The organism is Pseudomonas sp. NPDC087814, from assembly GCF_044742865.1.
Lineage (GTDB): Bacteria > Pseudomonadota > Gammaproteobacteria > Pseudomonadales > Pseudomonadaceae > Aquipseudomonas.
In genome coordinates this window covers 33039-51749 of the sequence record NZ_JBIUVK010000004.1, presented here as the reverse complement: position 1 = coordinate 51749, position 18711 = coordinate 33039, and the positions used below count along the sequence as shown (strand labels likewise).

The following is an 18711-nucleotide window of genomic DNA, read 5'->3' as shown; positions in this document are numbered from 1 at the left end:
TTCGAGGGTATCCCGTGGCTGGCTGTGATTTTTAGCCAGGGTTCCGCATAGGCCAGGCGAAATTTTCTATGCTTAAGCTTCTGCTTTAAGGTGTTCCAGGATGAATCTCAGCCTTCGCAGCAGTTCGTCATAGGTCACGATGTCTGCAATGTTCTTGTAGTGACGGCGAGTTACTTCGAGATCACGCAGTTGCGCGTTCGTAAGACCTTTCTCCCGCCCCATGATGATCACACCACAAGGGTTCGTGATCTTGATCTGAAAATTTGGCGGCAGCATGTCACCCAATTGCTTGCGTAATACAGCCTCGCCCTTCACGCCCCAACGGTTGAGATGGCGAAGATACTTCTCAATCTGCATCACCGTGCCAGAGAGTTCTCGCGTGGCAATGTGGTTGTCCCGGTAGGTCGTCGAGGTTACGAGCCCCTGGGCCAACGGACGCTTGATTTCAATTACATCGATGTTTCCAGATGCGTCGACCAGCAGAAAATCTAGAAATCGTTTGGTGTCACTATCGGTATCTGGAATCTGAACTTCTGGAAAGGCCGCGATATACTTCGGGTTCAGTAGGCATACAATCTGAAGGATTTCTTCTTGCCATGCTGCTTCAGAATATCCATCTTCACTATCGAGCATCTTTTGTAGTTGCTCTAGAAGGAACTCATATTTTGCGATCTCCGCCTGGCGCACTGGCTTAAGCAGATCCTTCCCCTTGGCACGCACACGCTTATTTACGTAAGCATTGAGCTTGGCTTCCGCGTCTACCTTGGCGTCCGAATACTCTCTAACGACCGCGCTAACTCTCGCCTGCACATACCGTCGAACCTCGTAAGGGGTGGGAAATTGGTCTATGAGCTTCTTGTACTCAGAAAAAGGGATAGCGTCTGGCTCGCTACCACCGATGACAATGCGGCTGGGTTTAAGCTCAGCAATCACTGCCAATATAGAGACCGGACGATCAGTGCTGAACCAACGCCATGTCAAAGGGGCATCTTTCGAGAGAAGAACCGGTATTTCGATACCTAAAACTGCGGGATCGAGACGGAAATAGCCACCATCGCTGCTGCCAATCTTGAATGCCAGCCATGGGTCGTCGAAATCGTCCAGTTCACCTAAGCCTGCATCAAGGAAAGCACCTTCTTCGAATGGTTGCTGATCGTGCGCGACGAGGTGTTCATCAGAGAGATGGAAGGTGCCCTTGATCACAAGCTCGCCCTTTTCCTCAAGCTTTCTCAGCACCCAGTCTGCTCCGTCACGGGGGCGGTACACCAGGATCAGTTGATCTCCATCATCTTCGAATTCTACTGCCGTCGTGGTCATAGCTGATGCGCCCTCCTTTGGCCGCGCGAAGTCTACCGGTCAAATTTCCCAGGGTTATGTTGATAGCCCGTCAGTACCGCAAGTTTATCCAGGACAGTGTTATACACAGTCGACGTAGGATGTAGCCAAGCGAATGGGCTTCTCTGGTGTGAGCCCTCTTCACGAAGGACAGCCATGGGTCGATAGAGGTTAGTCCTACTATTCCCAACCCCTGACGGCCAGCTTTACGTGACGCGGACGTGACCTCAGACTCAATCGAATCTGAATTCGTACCTTGGACACGCCCCCCACAATCCGCGCCATCCTATGCGCTCTGCCATAGCACTTGACCATAAAAAACGGCACAGTGCGTAAGGATTACATTCAGCTTCGGTAAGGTTGCACAGGATGGCAAAGAAACCCAGATTCTACGCTGTCACCCGGGGACGGAAGCTCGGGATCTTCAATACCTGGGAGGGCGGCGCCCGCTTGTCGGTGGAGCGGTATCCTGATGCTAAGCACGAGTCTTTTGCGACCCTCGAACTGGCGGAGGAGTGGTACCGCCAGAACAATCCGACTCCAGATTCCGTTCACTCCCCCGTCGTTCATTTCAGCACGCAAGGCGCCACAGAACAGCAGATTGCTGAACCTGCACAAGCGACGCTAGACGACATGGGTGTGAGGCAATACGTCGTCTATCTGATCATCGATCCTGTGACTGATGAGCCGTTTTATGTTGGACAGACGAGCAATCTCGAACGCCGGCAACGACAGCACTTGGGGAGAGCCAATCATGACTGTAAGCGTGCCGCAGCCAAGATTGCGAAGATACTCGATGCTGGAATGACCCCTGCGTTCAAAGTCGTAGACACGTGTGATTCCGAACAGGCCTCACTGGACGCTGAGAAGAAATGGATCGAGCACTGCACCGCTCGGGGAATAACGGTCTGGAACCGCTGGAAGGAACACCGCGACATCCAGGCATTGCACATGAAGTCGAAGATCGAATTTGACAGAATCATCGGCGATGGCCCAATCACCTTGGGGTCGTACCATTACGAGTCCAGGTTCGAGCTCAAGAGCAAACTAAAGGCCTTTCTGGCCAAGTGCTCGGCAGGTGCAATCAAGCCGCGGCTGGCCATCGAAAAGCTGACGTTGATTTGGAAAATCACAGGGCACTCTGGGGAGGTCAGCGAGTTTCGAATCGTGGGTGGTGCCTCGAAGGCAAAGCTCGAAGCGGTGCTTGTGTCAGGTGATACCGTTGACTTTGAATACAACTCCGCTATTGATCGGCTCCCATGACAACCTGCCCCGCCCCGCCGAGCGCAGCAGATTCCAGCCGGCGTGGACATGCATCTATCACAGTTTATTTTTCAACAAAGTAGGGATTGTCCAGCCCCAAGAAATCAGCCATCCAAGTCATCTCCTCCTCACTTGGCTCGAAAGAATAGGCCCTGTGTCTTTCATCCTCTACAGGTATCTCACGCCAGTATCTTGGCTGACCGACTAGATCCAGAAAAACAAGCTCGCACGAGACATAGCACATCCATATTCCCGAGGTTAGGAACTGAACGTTCAGCGTTAAGGATTCTTCGGTGCCAGTGTATTCACGAATCGGTGTGAGCTGCTTATGCAAAGAGCCTACATGGGTAAATTCTCGGCTTAAAAGTCCGTACAATTGGCCGAAAGGTGGAAATACACGCTTTGCGCTGGAGATGGCCCGCGTGGAATCAAACTTGTGCTCTCTGTGCTTCTGGAGATCTTCCTGAAATTGCATCAGGTGCAGTGCCATCGCCATGGACTCAATGGCGGAGCGGATGACCGGCCCTGGCTGTAGAACGAATCCGCCTCGAAGCAGATAGGCTGCGGCAGCCATGGAGTTCAGCGCGTTGTAAAGTAGCTCAGCGCACGCCATTCTCAGATCATCTTCCTCCTGCTCGATCTTAATCAGCCCAGTCGCGATAATGGCTGAACAGTGGGAAAACTGTACACTTAACTTTCCAAGAACATCTGAATGCAATGCATCAAAACTTTTAGCTATTTTATCCGCATCACGACTAATCTGATTGATGAGCATTGACTTACGAAACTCAAGGATCCGCTCATTCAGGGAATCGAGAACTAATGCACAAGTATCCGGATGCTTTTCCCACATACTGAAATCCTTTTTGGGACGAGATTTATTCTTGGGACATCGCCTAGAGTCATCACAGAGACCGCACAGGCACTGCCCCAGGTGGAAGCGGATCGGTTGTTCAATGGCATGGACGCGACACTGTGAGGGAATGGGCGCAACAAGTAGCCCATCACCTCACGTGAGCTTAACCGGGCTGGCCGGGCTGGCCGGGCTGGCCGGATGAGGCTGCATTGCGCTGAACAGTCATCTTGACTCCCGTTCGGGGGTTCCCCTCCAAATGAATCATGTTCAACAGGTGCCGGTCGGTGATGCTCGAAAACTTCTGAGCCATGTGCCGGGCCAGCGAATCACTGGCAGTGGTCAAAATCAAGTTCATGTCCGGCATCGAGGTGGCCACCAGCCGGAAAATGTCCAGCATTGCCACGCGATTCAGGTCATCCAAATGCGCGATTGGCTCATCGAGGAAGAAGCTTCCCCCGGTATTCCGAGCCCTGGCAAGGTATAGCGACAATGCCAGATCCTGACGCTGGCCTTGGCTAAGCTTCCCTTCTGCGTCCAATGCAGGCTCATGGCCCTCGGCAAAGACTGTCCATTTCAATGCGTCTTCGCCTTCTGAAACGCCCAGGCCTTTGTAGACCTCGTTGGCATGCATCCTGGAAAACAGCTCAGCTGCAGGACTCAGCAGGGGCTTGAGACTAGAGGCGGTGAAGTCCTTCACATGCAACGCATACTGCTCAATCGCCAGGTCTGCATCAGCGATGTAGCCTGTGCCGATTCTCAGCTTGCTTGTCAACTCAAGCAGTTCCTGCTCAAGCTCTTTCAGCTTTGCCGAGTCGGTATCAACACTCACCACAGCTTTGCATTGATCAAGCATGCTGGTGTATGTCGTTACATCAATTCCTCGCTGACCCAGCCGCTGACGCATGATGTCGTAGGACTCTACTGACACGGTTTGATCACCAAAAAGCTCACGCCAATGGGAATCGAAGCTGCTGCTGATCTCTACCGCCGCTGCGATGTTCGCGTTGAGACCAGCGATCTCGCCCGCCTTGGACTGCACGGCTTGTAAAAGCCCTTGTACAGCCAGAACGAGGCGAGCTCTGGCCGGCTCGTATTGGTCGAATTGATCCTGAAAATGTTTCTTGTAGTTTCCCAAACGATCGACGGCGGTCGCAACCCGTGTTGTCGCACCGTTCACCGGAGTAATACCGAAAAACTTCTCTACCTCCGCAAGCGTTGCCAAAACCCCGATGATTTGAATTGCAGAGGTCACCCTGCGATTCATATTGGCAAGGCCATCCATCTGCATTCCGGAGAAGTCTTGAACGCCCATCGTTTCGAAGTACGTACTCCTGGTTGCAAACGACTGCAGCTCTTGATTCACAGAATTAGATCGAGCCAAATAAGTGTCATACGCGGATTTCTGCGACGTAGCTAATGCCAGAGCTTTAATGGCATTCTGCTCATTTTGACGAGCTAACGTCAGTGCACTTGAAGCAGCCTGAAGAGCCGGCGCAAGCACTTCCATATTCGAGGATATTACTTCCCGGAGTATAGCTGTGGTGGGCCAATTATAGTTACAGAGCGGACAGTGAGGGTCATCATGAGTATGGGCAAATTCATTACCCATAACTTTTATTTTACCCAAAACGTTCGTATAAGCGTCGAAGTCTGCTTCCGCTCGGATGCGGATATTCTTTGCCGCATCAGCCAGGCGTGCCTTTTCATCGTAGTCGGTAGCAGGCGCTACAGGATTCGCCGCCAGGGCATTTTTCTGACGCTCAAGCTCCATGATTTTTTGGAAGTTAGCGGATAGCAGAGTAATTGCCTCTTGCCACTTCGCTTGCCGATCAGAACTCCACCCCAGCTCTACAAAACCCGCCGCCTCAAGTTCCGCTTGGCTTCGGTCAACCTGCTCGAAATACCCTGCCACACCCTGAGCGCCAGTAGCTGATTGCCACCCCTGGAAGGTTAGCAGGCTGTCATCAGCCCATTTTAACGACCGCTGAGCGTCAGACACTTTCTGTTGGGCGTCGGACAACTCTGATGCTCGAACACTGTGATCTTCGCTCGCCTTTTTTTGCTCCTGCGTCAGGGCATCAACTGACTGACGAAGAGTTGCAATTTGCTTCAAAGAACCGTGGTACGGCGTCCACTGCTGATACACGGTGTTCAGCACTGCCATCTCTCGTTGTTGCTTCTGGCTGAACGAGTTAACACGCAGCTGAGCTGCCTCTAGCCGCTCATTAATGGTTCCCTCGACTGCTGGTGGAAACGCCTTGAAAATAGCACCTAGGCTACCTAGCGCGGCCTCCTTGGCAGGGGAACTGGTAGCCAGGGATGCTTTAAGGGTTTCAATTTCAGCATTCACGCCAGAAACTTTGTCCGCCAGCCCTTTTGTATTGGGAAGCGCTTTCCTGTAATCGCGCAGATCTCGCAAGGTACTGGTGAGATGACCAAAACCAAGTATGTCAGCGAAGATTTGCTGACGCTCGTCGGCCTTATTATTATCAATCAACAAGGCTAGCGAGTTTGAATAGAGCCACCGACTATTGCGCAACCATCCGCGCTTGGCCTTTCGCAATGCGATGGTACTTTTTCCCGAAACCGACGTGGGCGTGAGCATCCCCAGAAGAAACTCATCGTTAATTTTTTTCTTTTTCTCGCCGTCGGGGGTTATCCACAGCGAGGTATTGGTTCGGGTAAGTACGTGAAGCTTTCCGTCGATCAAACACTTTGCCGAGACTGTAGTAGCACCCTTACCCCATTGGCATTCTAGTGCCGCCCCGTTCAGATCATCGACCTTGCCGGTAATCAACCACTCCAAGGCATAACAAATGGTGCTTTTACCTGTGCCGTTGGCCGCATGGATAACGGTTAAAGGTGCATCCAGCGGCACCACCAACTCATCTGGAATGCCCCGAAAATTCTGGATGGTAACGGCAAGGAATTTGATGGGCAGGTTATTCATTGAGATTCCATTCTTTACCATGAATTTGGGCTAGCTCTTGACTGTCCATTTCCGCCAGTAACTCTACCAGCTGGAGGTAGTCGGTATTCTCGGAGGAAAAGACTACCGCCTCCCCTTTGTCTTCAATACGCTCCAGCCCTAACGGGGTAATTCGCTCATAGCGTTCCCAACCTTCATCACCCCGGGTAACAACATGCTTTCTGACAAATCTGATATCTCTCTCGATATCCAGGATGAACGCCTTGAACTGATCATTGACCTGGGTAGCGGCGATCACCAGGTAGCCGTCAATAACGAGACCTGAGCGCTCGCGCTGGACAATCGCGGCATCCAAGAACGTCTCTGCAATCTTGGCCTGGCGCATCGCATCGACACCGGTCTCAGTGGTGATGTTGACCAATAAAATAGAGGCGAAGGACGACTCCCAATACCCGAGTTCATTCCCTATCGCACCATCCTGCCAGTTCTGATTGGTGCCCGATAAGTACTGCTGAGTGGAGGCTCTGGAGAAGCCGGCATCCTCAGCTCGACGCCCTATGATTTCAGTCAATTCATTGAGCATCTAACTTCCCCTTCCGAACAAAAATATCTTGCATGAACTGATTGGGTGAAGGAGCTGACGGGTCGTCATACACCGATTCAATGTCGCCCAAACTGAACATATAAACGTTTCTTGCAATCGCGGGTTCAGTGATTGATCCCTTGGGGGTAGGCGGGCTGGTGTAATCGTAACGCCCATCGCTGGGCTTTTTGTCCGCGACGTTTCCCCTACCCTGTGCGAAGACGATGAGGCTCGGATGCACAATCGGCTGTCGAGCCCAGTCGAACAGGTCGCCTTCCATTTGTCTGACGGGATAGTTCCTGTTTGCCCAAGCCATGAGGTTGACCTCGCCATGCACAGGGTCGTCATGCCGGATATGTCCCTGCAGGTCGGGCGAGCAGACCCACTGGCTGGCGTGCGGTACTTTGAGGTAGCTCAGCGCCTGGACAGTTCTCATGACGCACTCTCCAGATGCGCAGAGTGTCTCCAGTGGAAAATCCTCCCCCGCTTTGACACCAAACCACGTTCTGTAGGTGAAGCCCGAGTAGTCAGGCAGGCCCGCGCCTTGCACCAACGTATCGAGCAGATCCAGCTCTGCTTTCACAGCAGGCAGGTAGCCTGGGTACGGAGGATACCGATTGAAGAGCTCATGAAATTCAAGCGACATCGGATGCATATCGTCTGTAACGGCCCCCGCAACCAAGCGATGCGCCTTCACAGCAGTCAGGGTCAGATCTGCATTCCAGTCGAGGGTGAAAGTAAGAGCACCACTGGTGCTCCGACGCATAACACGTCCAGAGGGATTAACGGTTGCTGGGGTTGGTCGGGTCGCGCACTCGACGTCGATCGCTGGAAAGATGCCGGTGGCACTGTACAGCTCGGTAGGACACGCTCCGACACGGTTACTGTTGGCAATCGCCGTGGCAATCGTCGAGTGTATGCGCTGACCATAGTGATCTGATGCCGAGGTCAATACTTTTTCGAGGCTGGTGACACTAATGGATGCAAGGACAAGATTGGGCCGCTTCGAATTGTCCTCTTTTTGGCTAGCCATTATTCGACGCAACTGAGACCTGGCATTTGATATCGGGTTCGTAAAATCGTTACCCAAGGTTGGCCAGACGACAACGTCTTCAAATGCTAGACGCAGCGACACCTTACCGTGCCCGTACTCAGCCTGGCCTGTCTCGTTTTCCACGAGCACATAGCAGTTGAAAATACCCTGCGTTGGATCTTTGACCCAACACCATCCGGCCCTGTAGTTCTGGAGCGGAGCCGGATCCCAGTCTGGATCAATCCAAATCATGTCATCTGAATTTTTCCAGGCAGCAAGCTGAGCCCCAGTCACCCCACCACAACCTACGAATACCACCGCTTGGCTATCGTATGTTTCGACAAGCTGGTGAAGTTCTGCCCAATCGCCCGGATCTGCCGCCTCGGCTCCGCCGGTAAAAATCACGGGAAGCGAGCCAAAGTTATTGAACAGCGTGCCTACCTTGGGCAGGAGCATGGTTCGCATGAAAGGCAGAAGCTCTGCGCCTTGCAACAGCCCCAGATTGAAACGCTGATTCTGACCCAGCTTTAACTTGATGTATTCAGTCCGGATTCCGGAAATGAGCTCCTCGTCCTCCTGACTCACCATCAGATTTCGTGATTGGAGGAACGCTTTCAGCTCACCTACGATCTGTGCCGAATCGGACTCAAGCTTGAAGTAGGTCGACTTGATGTGCGGATAGGCGCCCACCAGCCGGGAGAGGTCGTCTTTTTTGTGAAGATCGGTATGAAGATTGTCGATCCTGGCCCAGACCAAATCACACAGCTGTGCCTGTGTGAGATTTTTCAGGGCTGCATGCTTCCTCAAGGTCGCGGATCCTTTGCGGGCAGCCAATGCCTTCACTTCAAATTCTGATCGCAGATCTTCGAAGCGTTTGCGCCCCTTTCCTGTCATGAACTCGAAAAGCTTACCCGCCGCCCGGTCAGATACTGCAACGTAATAGCGGAATGGCTCACCTGGCGCAGATGCGATGCCGGGCTTGATCGTCGCGTAGAGGAAGAATTTACAGATCTCCTGAATGATCATGGCGAGGGTAACGATGCCGTTGTATCGCTTGCACTGGATCACGCCGACCGGCGCTGAATCATCGAGCAAGATGACATCACGCCCTTGATCGGCACCGTCGTTTAGCCGGCGGGCTTCGTCATACCAGTCTTCCGAACCATCGTCCGCACGCGCAGCGTAGAGGTCTGCCAGGAGCAGCTCAAAATGAGCGTCTCCCATTCGCTCGAAAGGTAGCTGGCCGCAGTCAAACGCGAAGAGTTCAGGGGTATCGGGGTTCTCTTCTCGCAGCTGGCGGTCTTCCTCCTCGGTGCGAAATTGGACATTAACAGTCGTCAAACTCTTGCTCCTTGACTTGACCCGACCATGCTTACTGGCATTGACCGGCGCCGCAGCGATGCTCGCAGTACCTTTGCAAGCGCGATGTCAGTGGGGACTTAATTCACTCCGAAGCCTGACCGCCCGCCCAGGGATATCCTGATGTCGGCATGCTGAGCTTATAGGAGCTTCATCCGTGACGGTGGAGGCCACTACTCCGCCTCCGCCGACTCAATGGCAAAACGTCATCATATTAGAACCAGCGCCCATAAGATGCCAACAACAGGGCTTTAAATCAGGGATAGCCAAGAAGGGCAGTGCCTACCCTCGATCCCCAGCAATTCGGATAAGAGCTGTAACAAGGCATTTGAATCCTGCATCATGCCGCAACATGCTGCCCTGGGCCTGCGTCGGTTGAGCCTCTCTGACCTGGTTGACTCAGATCTTGTGGTTTTGGAGAGCAACACCGCGATGCTCAAGCTTCTGGAGGGGGCGGCGGAGGCCGAGGGCAAGAAGCTTCGATTACGCGTGTAGGTGAAGAGCTTCGAGGCGATCTGCAAGATGATCGAGGCAGGTCTGGGCATCGGCATCCTCCCCAAGATTGCCGCCGAAGCCTTCGCTCAGGAGCTGAACCTTCGGCTTGTGCCGCTCGGCAATGCCTGGGCCATCCGGCGGATGTACGTCTCCTGCCGGGATGAGGAGCTACCGGTTTCAGTGCAGAAGATGCTCGACCATTTGCTGGCCGATATCGGTTAATTCCTTGGTATGAGGTCGACCAGCCAGGTGCTTTCGACTAACAGGTGTATGCACCTGTATCTGATCGTCATCCCAGTAATCCTTCGCCAGTGGAAACAGAGCAAGGCTTTAGTAACAAACGAGTGAATTACGCGAGCCGTCCTCAATAGATTTCGATAACACATGAGCCCATGGAAATGATAAGTAAGATCGAAGTAGATGACCACGTGATCAGCCTAAATCTTGCCACTGAAGGCACACCTAATATTTTTGACGTCGACTCAATATCGCTAATTATCGGCAACAATGGCTCGGGCAAAACATCTATATTCAGGAAAATAATCAGAAAGTTCCTACCCTCAGCAAAGAGAGACCATTACTCCAGCGAAATCCACCTCGACAACGGAAAAAGCTTGTCGTTTGCAGAAATGCGCAGCAAGTGGGGAGTAATTTATTACGCCCCAGTACAGTCAGGCCGCCGCCCTCATGCAACTAGAAATTTCGTAGACATATCACCAAAATGGGGCGAATCACTCTCGGCATTTGACTTACGCCATCACACAGATATTCTCGCAGAATTCGATATCTCCCCCAAATTATATGCTGTAAGCAGAATCAATGTGAGGGATGTATGCAAATCCCTCGTGGACGTTCTAATGGTGCAAAATTACCCGAATGAAGAGAATATCCCTTTTGCACTTATGGATATGTTTCCCGACTTATTTAACCTTCTCGACGAAAGTCGCTCAGTTAAATTGGTCGCTACATTAGAGTCCGTCAGCCCAATCGAGTCAATGGAAGCTGAGGAGCAACGCCAGCTAGAAAAAGAAAAATTAAAAAAGAAGGTTATTGAAGATTCCGCAAGCTTGCTTTACCGCCAACTTAAGTCGCGAGCTACAAGCGAACACAATCTATTTGCCCTACTTGCGGTAATCAACCATTTGCTCAAAGACATCCGGAGAAATAAAAAGGACATACGTTTTATAATTTTTGATGCCCTTGAATTACGTGACCAGTGGTTCCTGGGTGCTCAAACCCAATGGACAGCAGAGTTTTTGAGCGACATAGAATCCCTTGAATTCTTCATGAAACAACGCTCTGCCGATACCAAACTTGGCAGTCAGGCGTATTCGGAAATCGCCCTAGAGCCTTATGAAGACTCATCTATTCTGAAACAGTCAAATCTTGAGCGTTTCTTCGATGTCGGCTTCCAAAATATGAGCTCCGGGCAATTTGCTGTAATCGCACAACTCGCACTCATTTCAGAGACAATTTCATCATATTCAAAAAAAGGGTTGAAGAAAATTCTACTCTTGATTGATGAAGGAGATGCCTTCTTGCATTTAGAATGGCAGCGCAAGTACATAGAGCAACTAAATCGAATGTTATCAAACTTAAAATGCCGAGAAGGAATTTCATCTCTCCAATTGATCATTGCCACCCACTCGCCACTACTCGCAACTGATATACCTAAGCAATTCGTTTGCCGAATGGAATCTCTTGGTGAGACTGATGCACCCAGCGCATTTGCAGCCCCATTACACACATTGCTTACTCAGTCATTCGGAGCCAAGACCATTGGAGAGTTTGCATCTGCAAAAATCAAGTCGGCAGTCGAATCGATAAAATCAGGTCACGCGAGCGAAATTGACAAATTCGTAATTGAAAGCATTGATAACCCCATCATCAAGGCTGAAGTAGACCATATTGCAAATCGCCACCGAGGTGAAAATTGATAGCTGCCATACGTGACAACTGGAAAGCAGCAGAAAAAGACCACGAGAAATACCTCAATAAAATCATTCAAGACTTTATTGATGCTCAACATGAAGAGTGCGGCCCAAGAAAACCGGCATTTTACTTTGTATGCAACACGAGAGAACTCATAACTTCTTCCAAGCTTTCAGACCTTCTAAAAAGCATGGAAATCCTGGAATCCTACTCTGAAGAACTAGGTGATCAAAAAGCACTTCTCATAAAAGATCTTGAGCAAATATTTAATTACGAAAAATTTATCAGCAAATACGGACAATGGAATGCCTACGCGCTATGCAAGAAATCCAAGACAAGAATCTGTCCGTATTGCAATCATGCTTATGCGTTCACCATAAAAACCAAGGGAGGATCATTCCGACCTACGCTGGATCATTTTTTCTATAAAGATGAATACCCGCACCTTGCATTAACCTTATACAATCTCGTTCCGAGCTGCTCAAGTTGCAACTCCAGCTTGAAAGGGAAGAAAGACTTCTTCAAAAATCCTCATCTGAATCCGCTATTTGACGACGAACAAATCAAGTTCCAACTCGTCAGTTCCGGAAACCCTGCTGGCCTTTCTGATGCAATAACTGGTGATGACAATGGTGTAAAAATCGTCGCGCGCGCCCCGGATGAGTGTGAAAAATCCCAGAACTCTCTTAAGACATTCATAGTAAATGAGCGCTATGACATCCTATTAATGGAAGCCATTGATTTCTTTATTGCGAAAAGAAATCTCGAAGAAGCCAAAATAAACACCCAGCTCGGACTCTCATTTAATGAATCTGAACTATTAAGATTTGATCGAGCCAACCACAACAAATATCTGCTAGGGAAGATGTTTGCCGATATCTATGATTCATTTTGAGATATCGCTATACGAGAGTACCCGCTCACTGCCCATGCAGGATGCACAATTGCACCTTACATGGGCAGCTGTCAAAACGTAGTCAGTCAGGCGTGATAAGTACCACTTCCCTCAAATTTCATGCCGTACGGATACATTGGCAATTGTTCCTCCCTAAATCCTGAATCCACCTACACGGCGCTGAAGCCGGATAGCCTCTTCATCCAGCGCTACGCAAGCTGCCAACGATGACTTCGCATTCTCGATGTTCTTGCCGTTCAGATCGCTAATCTGATTGATGTCTTGGTTCAGCGTGTCCACCACTGAATCGCCATAAGCCTGCACGGCCCTTTCCCACAAAAGCTTCTCAACATTGCCGTCCAACCAACCTCCTCATCGCAATCACCCCACCCAGTAATACCGCCTTCGAATTGTTGGCCCTTCTTTCCGGGCGCAAACCTAGAAAGGATCGAAGTAGGCCTGGGCCCGAAGCCACTTAAGGTTTTTGAGCATCGCTAGCGCAAAATGCGGGACGAGCTCATCCAAACCGTGTTGTACGACATGGGTGACATTTCAGATGCAGCTACCCTACTCAGGATTTTTGTGTGAGTCAGATTCCTTGTTTGGAGTCAAAAGCAAAAGCAGCGGCCTTTGGCCGAAATACCGACCTCCCCCGCCAGCCTTTGCCTATCGGCAAGGCAAGGCACCAGAGACCTCCAAAGCCTTGAAGATCAAAAGCATCAAGCGTGGCCATGTCACCACGCCTGAACAGAAATCGTCGGCAGCATCACCACCGAGCTTTTTCCTTGCTCTCAAATATAAGAGCTCCGTCTCGCTTTAAAATTTTCAAGAGGGGGGGGGGTGCAAAAAAAACTTAAAGTGACATTAAATGTCGCAGAAACGTAAATTTGTCTGACGTTGTCCCCAATAAATAGAATTTCGGTGCACTCTAAAAAGGTCACTACCCCCCCCCTAATTTGGGGTTCATTAGCAACGTGCCAAGGACGGTCTTCCCGGTATTTAGGTGAGCTCAACGGCTGCCTGAGCCATCCCTTGAATGAGTCGCCTGGCCGCCATTTAGGATGCTTACCACTCACCCAGCACAGTCGTGCCCGATGACCCGTTTAGCGAACTGCATGAGGTCGCTGATCTGTCCCAAACCTGACCGATCCAAGTGGTACCCCATTATCCCCACACCGCCAGGGCCATCTCTGTCACACTTTCTCGAATCACCAATCATCACCACCCTCCCTTTTCCGTCGTAGCGATAACCCGCCTCCACGCCCATCTCTCGGCATACGGCCAGATAGATCTCAGGATTGGGCTTCATAACTCCAAGCTCGTAACTGAACGCGTGACACTGCACATGCGGAAGGGCCTTCCTGATCACAGGGCCGAAGGGCTGGGCCAGATTCGAACAGATGCCAATCATGACCCCGGCTTCCTGGAGCCTGGAAATCGCTTCGAGTGCATCTGGGTATGGCTCTATGGATGCCAGCTCCTTCCCCAACGCATCATTCAGCTCGGCTCGCTTGTAGGGAGAAAGCTCAATACTCAGATGATCAGCCATCTGATCAAAAGTGAGGTTTGTCGTCATCGCAAAATGAGCGCTGTTGGGTGCGAGCATCACCCCCTGTCGACGGCCTTCTCTGAACAAAGCACCGTAAGGGTTGGTGCGTCGGCGAATACGAACAACGGTACCAAATGCATCGAATACGGCGGCTGAAATCATAATACTCTTTCTCCTGACCAACCTGATTCAAACGCCATGAGTGCTCGGCGCGAAAAGCCGCTGGAGGCCACCCGAGTCTGTTCCGCCAATGACTTCAATCAGGACGTGCCCCTAGGAATCATAGGACTGTAAACCGGTTTTCCGACTTGTAAACCGAGGTGGTTAACACGTGAAAAAAGAGGTTTACAACTTTCTGAGATGCGTGTTTTCCAAGCCGCTTCTGCCAAAGGATAGCTGCGATCATGAGCGTGATATTTTGTCCAAAAATGGAAAGCCAACGTTGCTGGCAAGCAGCATAAGTGACCGCGTGCACTACCCTGTTAACACCTCAGCGACCACCTAGGAAAGCTTCAAAAGCATCCTGAACTGGGTATCGACAGTTCATAGGCAGTGATCCGGACATCGCCTGCGCGAAAGCGATTGCCTCATACGGGGGCATACATCCCCGCCATAAACCGCCCCAAGACTCATGATCCGGATCATTTCATGGACTGGCAGGAGTGCTGGCCTCATCGGCTTCGAGCCAATTCACAACGACGTAATGATCACGACCACTAATGCTCCGGAGCAATACGAAGCCCTGCTGCTCAGCGACAGGCTTGGCGGGGGGAGTGGCGACGGTCTCTCCGTCCTCTATCAGACCCGCACGATCCGAGAAGACCATGGCTGAGTATCGTGATCCTACCCTCGCAACATCGGTAAGGTATGCATCGATGACAACGCCCCACTTGATACGCTTCGCAGCTAAGACTTGTAGAGGGATGGGAGTCACGTCACCCGCCGAGCTCCTCACTACTTTCGACACTTTAAATCTCCAGAATCTTGCTAGGGTCAAAGCCCGTTTCTTCGGACGGGTATCCCCGAGGGTTCGAGATCAGCCGGCACTGCCCAAAAAACTGATCGAGCGAATGGTGGGTATGCCCGAAGATCCAGACGTCGGCTTGGTCAACTAACTGGTGCCAACGATTGAAATAGCCGGCGCTCAAATGTCCTGAATGCTCTGACCCAGAGGCCTCTTGGATAGGGCAATGATGAGTGATGACTACCGTCTTGCCGACATAGCGAATCGCGAGCTGCTCGCGCAGAAACTCGTAAGTTGTTCGATTTTTCTCAATGAGATCCGTAGGACGAATGCGACGGTATTCGCTACCCGTACGGATCATTCGAAAGTCATTCATTTCCCGCACGCACGCGCTGGAAGCAGCCATCACATCACCAGTTCCGGAGAAATCTGTCCAACCGGTCGCGACAAGAAATCGGACACTGCCCGACGTCCAGACCTGGTTGTCCAGGACATGCACATGGGAGGCCGCTGCTGCCTCCATTTTTTCACGAGTACGAGTGAGATGACCTTTGTAGAACTCGTGGTTACCGCTGCAATAAATCACATCACTCGTGAACGCGTCATTTGCCCACCTCACCCCTCGGTGCAGGAGATCGATATCCCCAGCCAGGACGACCAGGTCAACATCGATATCGGGTGGGGCAAAGCAGTCGAATTCGTTATGCAGATCCGAGTAAATCAAAATCTTCATCAGGGAACCCTTGCCTCCCAGATAACGAGCCGGGACGGCATTTTTGGCCAACCTTAGAACAGCCGCTTGGCGGTGTATGGGTCTTCTAATTGACGCTTTATCGGTATATTGAAGCTCGGAGCAGATTGACTTTGAGCAGCGATACGAGCACCTGCTCATAACTTTAGGCCGTTTGAGCACCTTCGCCCCAAAGACTTAACGAGACCAACCCTCATCTACGCGAATGCCGTGCAGAGAAAAGTCTCGAAGCAATTGCTCACGACTCAACCGAGCCGGAATTTTGAAAACCTGCATATATGCTTGATAAAAAGCAAAAGGGATTAACGCTAGGCCGACCCCATAAGTCGCAATTGCCACAATGCATCCAGCAGGAATTGCGGCGATACCAATCAGGACTCCCCACCAGAGGCCCCTGCGGGACAAGTTTCGAACTTCATCAAGGTCATATTCAACCGTACCGTTCTGGGTTTCAAACGCTACCAATACCACTGCGGATTTATGAACGCTTTTTATATACCAAGTTCTCAACACGTCCTGTGCAAATGCACCTCGACGCTCAAGGTACTTTGGAACAATTAGATTTTTAAAATAAACATTTTTCCCAGACGAATCTAAAAGACGAACCTTTTTGTAAAGACGCGCATAGTCGTCGGAAGAGCTGGACTCAAAATTCTTAACAGTGACAGTTACTTTCTTCAGATCTGACATCCTAGCGTTCCTTAGTACCTACCCTGTACATAAAGCGATTTGAGTCTTAATTGCGCCTGGGCACGAGCCCAGGAGGGCGCGCCACCCCTCACCATGGAATCCATCGCAGGCATGTTGCTGAAATGCCGCGCCGTGCGGCATGCCAGGAGCTAGCCATGGAGACGAGCAAAACCCATTCGGATCAATATATAGATTTGTTCGGGCGCAGGCAAACGAGGCATACCGTCTCCTTTTGAGAAGGCCTAATGTCGATTCAAACTGGCTTCGCCGCCGCGCTGCGCGTCATTCGCCTGGCCAAAGGTTTTACGCAAAAAGACCTCAGCGGCACGGTGGCCGCGTCGCACGTCAGCCAGCTAGAAAGCGGGAAGACCACACCGACACTCAAAGTAGCAGCAGACCTAGCCCATACGCTGGGCCTCTCACCCTCTGCTCTAATAGCCGTTGCTACTGCCTCTGATTCACGTGACTCACCAAGAGCGGTGCTGCTCCAGGCACTCGGCGAATTGGAGGCCCTCGGGCTGGCGGATCAAACTCCACCAGCATCGGCACTGGCCGTGGATAGCACTCACCCAACAAGCATCCGCGCTGCGGCTACGCGCGCGGACGTCCAGAAGCTCAAAAGCCAGGGGCTGACGCAGGTCGAGGTAGCGAAAGAACTGGGGCTTCCAAGATCCACCGTTCAGCGGCATTGGCATGAGCTTTGATCAAGGAGTGGGCTTGAGGTGATTTCGGGCATGGTTCCAGGCGGCAAACTGACGCGATTTACTAGGCACCAAAGCCGTTTTCTATTCGCGCTATCAGATCCATGACCTGTTCAATATCCGCCTCTACTGGGCGCTTGTTGCCCAGCGCTCTCGCTGGAGTGATCAGCCATTTTTTCGCGAGAGTCGCGTTACCGAAAACACCAATAGCTGCCCCCAGCACATTGGGGTCAATCTGACCTACTGATTCGTCAAGTATGACGTCTCGGTTTTCTCCAAGGCCCTGCTCAGCTTCATGAAACCGATCGACAGCTTCAGCTATGGCGCTTTCTAAAACGGCGGAGAGGTTCAGGTCGATGAGCGCTGCCCTCTCCAGAAGGTCACCGTTCACGAGAACACTGACAGCCTGTTTGGGGGCATTTGGATCGTAGCCGAGCGGCATGGCTTATCTCCTATATTGTGCTGCGCGAATGGGCTGTCCTGCTCGAAAGCTCCAAGCCAGCAAACCCTAGAAGTGAACGCCTAGCATGCCATCGACACTCCTCGTTCGTGACGGGGCAGATTCTAGCCTACACCTCAACGCCCAAGTCCATGGCCAGAATAGTCGTCATTAATCGTCACCGTGAGCGACTACACTCGATGACGGACGACACTCGACGGCATTTTTGGGAGCGCAGCCATGCAGGACAGCATCACACCAGCCACCATCTACTCAGCCTCAAACCCGCGTTTCGCTGGGCGTTTCCCAGACTCGCAGCATGACGAGCTTTGGCTCGCTGACATTAAGGCTTGCGAGCCTGGAGGGGCATGTCGGGTTTTCAAGAATGTGTTGTTTGTGGAATCTCAGGGGACGGCTTACCTATACGGCCTCGAACATGAAGATGGCAGGCCTAAGGAGCTCAAAGCAGAGGTGGCAGACCCACAGCAACTTTTCGTCGAGTTTGTGCGAGAGCAGACTGAGCTCACGCTGGCCAGAATGGGCCTGCTCGCCCCCGTCTTCGATGGAGCAGAGTATGCCTCCGAGGCTAGGGTCACGGCGGCTTACATGATCCACCGTGAAAATCTTCGGTACTTGGCCTTCGGCTACCGCAATCGCGACGGCGACTACATCAGAGAGAAACTTGAAGACCCTGAGGACTGGCTCGATAACGCACGGGCTATCCGGCCTTTTGAGGAGCTTGGCACATCGAAGGCGTAGATAGGCCCGGGGGACAATTGGGAGTGACAGGGGCGGATGGGCCCAGTGAGAGCCCACCTAGCCGGATGCTTTAGGTAGGGTATCGTTCCGCCGGCATGCATTAACCGGGCTAGCATCAGAAGCCATTACGAGGCGCTTTGGAAAGGCCGGAACTCGGATAACCTTGGGCAGTCTTGTG

General features: G+C 51.6%; 16 protein-coding genes. 6 read left to right on the top strand and 10 right to left on the bottom strand.

Annotated features, from left to right (window positions below):
* Nucleotides 1-72 precede the first annotated feature (72 nt).
* The gene (locus ACIOMR_RS04880; protein ID WP_401192602.1) at nucleotides 73-1317 is read right to left on the bottom strand and encodes a Shedu immune nuclease family protein; all 1245 of its coding nucleotides are present in this window, start codon (nucleotides 1315-1317) and stop codon (nucleotides 73-75) included.
* A gap of 387 nt (nucleotides 1318-1704) precedes the next feature.
* Here ACIOMR_RS04880 and ACIOMR_RS04875 point away from each other — a divergent pair, with 387 nt between their 5' ends.
* Entirely contained in the window at nucleotides 1705-2598 is an 894-nt protein-coding gene (locus tag ACIOMR_RS04875; RefSeq protein WP_401192599.1) for a viroplasmin family protein, read from the top strand.
* A 64-nt stretch (nucleotides 2599-2662) separates the two neighbouring features.
* Here ACIOMR_RS04875 and ACIOMR_RS04870 read toward each other — a convergent pair whose 3' ends face one another.
* From ACIOMR_RS04870 to ACIOMR_RS04855, 4 genes are all read right to left on the bottom strand, one after another.
* A complete protein-coding gene (locus tag ACIOMR_RS04870) occupies nucleotides 2663-3451 on the bottom strand; it encodes a hypothetical protein (protein WP_401192596.1) in 789 nt (262 codons plus the stop codon).
* Between the two features lie 166 nt (nucleotides 3452-3617).
* Nucleotides 3618-6404, bottom strand: a complete 2787-nt coding sequence (locus tag ACIOMR_RS04865) for an AAA family ATPase (protein ID WP_401192593.1) — start codon at nucleotides 6402-6404, stop codon at nucleotides 3618-3620.
* Nucleotides 6397-6966 carry a hypothetical protein gene (locus ACIOMR_RS04860; RefSeq protein ID WP_401192591.1) on the bottom strand — a complete coding sequence of 190 codons (570 nt, stop codon included), beginning with the start codon at nucleotides 6964-6966 and terminating at the stop codon, nucleotides 6397-6399. The genes ACIOMR_RS04865 and ACIOMR_RS04860 overlap by 8 nt, the downstream gene beginning before the upstream one ends.
* Nucleotides 6956-9340, bottom strand: a complete 2385-nt coding sequence (locus ACIOMR_RS04855) for an ABC-three component system protein (protein WP_401192588.1) — start codon at nucleotides 9338-9340, stop codon at nucleotides 6956-6958. Before ACIOMR_RS04855 ends, ACIOMR_RS04860 begins: the two co-directional genes overlap by 11 nt.
* Nucleotides 9341-9853: 513 nt before the next feature.
* Between ACIOMR_RS04855 and ACIOMR_RS04850 the strand changes: the two genes are divergently transcribed.
* The 3 genes from ACIOMR_RS04850 (at nucleotide 9854) to ACIOMR_RS04840 (ending at nucleotide 12680) form a co-directional block, all read left to right on the top strand.
* A complete protein-coding gene (locus ACIOMR_RS04850) occupies nucleotides 9854-10075 on the top strand; it encodes a LysR substrate-binding domain-containing protein (protein WP_401192585.1) in 222 nt (73 codons plus the stop codon).
* 176 nt (nucleotides 10076-10251) lie between these two features.
* On the top strand, nucleotides 10252-11790 hold the full coding sequence (locus tag ACIOMR_RS04845) for an AAA family ATPase (protein ID WP_401192582.1): 1539 nt from the start codon (nucleotides 10252-10254) through the stop codon (nucleotides 11788-11790).
* Nucleotides 11787-12680 (top strand): hypothetical protein, encoded by an 894-nt coding sequence (locus ACIOMR_RS04840; RefSeq protein ID WP_181125493.1) that lies wholly within the window; start codon nucleotides 11787-11789, stop codon nucleotides 12678-12680. Before ACIOMR_RS04845 ends, ACIOMR_RS04840 begins: the two co-directional genes overlap by 4 nt.
* A gap of 153 nt (nucleotides 12681-12833) precedes the next feature.
* Here ACIOMR_RS04840 and ACIOMR_RS04835 read toward each other — a convergent pair whose 3' ends face one another.
* The 4 genes from ACIOMR_RS04835 to ACIOMR_RS04820 form a co-directional block, all read right to left on the bottom strand.
* Nucleotides 12834-13043 carry a hypothetical protein gene (locus ACIOMR_RS04835; RefSeq protein WP_401192579.1) on the bottom strand — a complete coding sequence of 70 codons (210 nt, stop codon included), beginning with the start codon at nucleotides 13041-13043 and terminating at the stop codon, nucleotides 12834-12836.
* 709 nt (nucleotides 13044-13752) lie between these two features.
* Nucleotides 13753-14391 (bottom strand): HAD family hydrolase, encoded by a 639-nt coding sequence (locus ACIOMR_RS04830; RefSeq protein WP_401192576.1) that lies wholly within the window; start codon nucleotides 14389-14391, stop codon nucleotides 13753-13755.
* A gap of 806 nt (nucleotides 14392-15197) precedes the next feature.
* The gene (locus ACIOMR_RS04825; RefSeq protein ID WP_401192573.1) at nucleotides 15198-15926 is read right to left on the bottom strand and encodes a metallophosphoesterase; all 729 of its coding nucleotides are present in this window, start codon (nucleotides 15924-15926) and stop codon (nucleotides 15198-15200) included.
* A gap of 195 nt (nucleotides 15927-16121) precedes the next feature.
* Nucleotides 16122-16634, bottom strand: coding sequence for a hypothetical protein (locus ACIOMR_RS04820; RefSeq protein WP_401192570.1), 513 nt, complete (start codon nucleotides 16632-16634; stop codon nucleotides 16122-16124).
* 245 nt (nucleotides 16635-16879) lie between these two features.
* On the opposite strand from ACIOMR_RS04820, the gene ACIOMR_RS04815 reads away from it, so the two are divergent.
* A complete protein-coding gene (locus tag ACIOMR_RS04815) occupies nucleotides 16880-17338 on the top strand; it encodes a helix-turn-helix domain-containing protein (protein WP_181125586.1) in 459 nt (152 codons plus the stop codon).
* Between the two features lie 61 nt (nucleotides 17339-17399).
* On the opposite strand, the gene ACIOMR_RS04810 is transcribed toward ACIOMR_RS04815, so the two are convergent.
* Complete coding sequence (locus ACIOMR_RS04810) at nucleotides 17400-17777, bottom strand: type II toxin-antitoxin system CcdA family antitoxin (RefSeq protein WP_401192567.1); 378 nt, start codon at nucleotides 17775-17777, stop codon at nucleotides 17400-17402.
* A gap of 237 nt (nucleotides 17778-18014) precedes the next feature.
* On the opposite strand from ACIOMR_RS04810, the gene ACIOMR_RS04805 reads away from it, so the two are divergent.
* Nucleotides 18015-18533, top strand: coding sequence for a hypothetical protein (locus ACIOMR_RS04805; RefSeq protein WP_401192564.1), 519 nt, complete (start codon nucleotides 18015-18017; stop codon nucleotides 18531-18533).
* The last annotated feature ends 178 nt before the right edge of the window (nucleotides 18534-18711 follow it).

Excerpts from the sequence above, each read along its gene's own strand:
- ACIOMR_RS04880 (WP_401192602.1), bottom strand. The coding sequence starts at position 1,317 with ATGACCACGACGGCAGTAGAATTCGAAGATGATGGAGATCAACTGATC.
- ACIOMR_RS04875 (WP_401192599.1), top strand. The coding sequence starts at position 1,705 with ATGGCAAAGAAACCCAGATTCTACGCTGTCACCCGGGGACGGAAGCTC.
- ACIOMR_RS04870 (WP_401192596.1), bottom strand. The coding sequence starts at position 3,451 with ATGTGGGAAAAGCATCCGGATACTTGTGCATTAGTTCTCGATTCCCTG.
- ACIOMR_RS04865 (WP_401192593.1), bottom strand. The coding sequence starts at position 6,404 with ATGAATAACCTGCCCATCAAATTCCTTGCCGTTACCATCCAGAATTTT.
- ACIOMR_RS04860 (WP_401192591.1), bottom strand. The coding sequence starts at position 6,966 with ATGCTCAATGAATTGACTGAAATCATAGGGCGTCGAGCTGAGGATGCC.
- ACIOMR_RS04845 (WP_401192582.1), top strand. The coding sequence starts at position 10,252 with ATGATAAGTAAGATCGAAGTAGATGACCACGTGATCAGCCTAAATCTT.
- ACIOMR_RS04830 (WP_401192576.1), bottom strand. The coding sequence starts at position 14,391 with ATGATTTCAGCCGCCGTATTCGATGCATTTGGTACCGTTGTTCGTATT.
- ACIOMR_RS04825 (WP_401192573.1), bottom strand. The coding sequence starts at position 15,926 with ATGAAGATTTTGATTTACTCGGATCTGCATAACGAATTCGACTGCTTT.
- ACIOMR_RS04820 (WP_401192570.1), bottom strand. The coding sequence starts at position 16,634 with ATGTCAGATCTGAAGAAAGTAACTGTCACTGTTAAGAATTTTGAGTCC.
- ACIOMR_RS04815 (WP_181125586.1), top strand. The coding sequence starts at position 16,880 with ATGTCGATTCAAACTGGCTTCGCCGCCGCGCTGCGCGTCATTCGCCTG.
- ACIOMR_RS04810 (WP_401192567.1), bottom strand. The coding sequence starts at position 17,777 with ATGCCGCTCGGCTACGATCCAAATGCCCCCAAACAGGCTGTCAGTGTT.
- ACIOMR_RS04805 (WP_401192564.1), top strand. The coding sequence starts at position 18,015 with ATGCAGGACAGCATCACACCAGCCACCATCTACTCAGCCTCAAACCCG.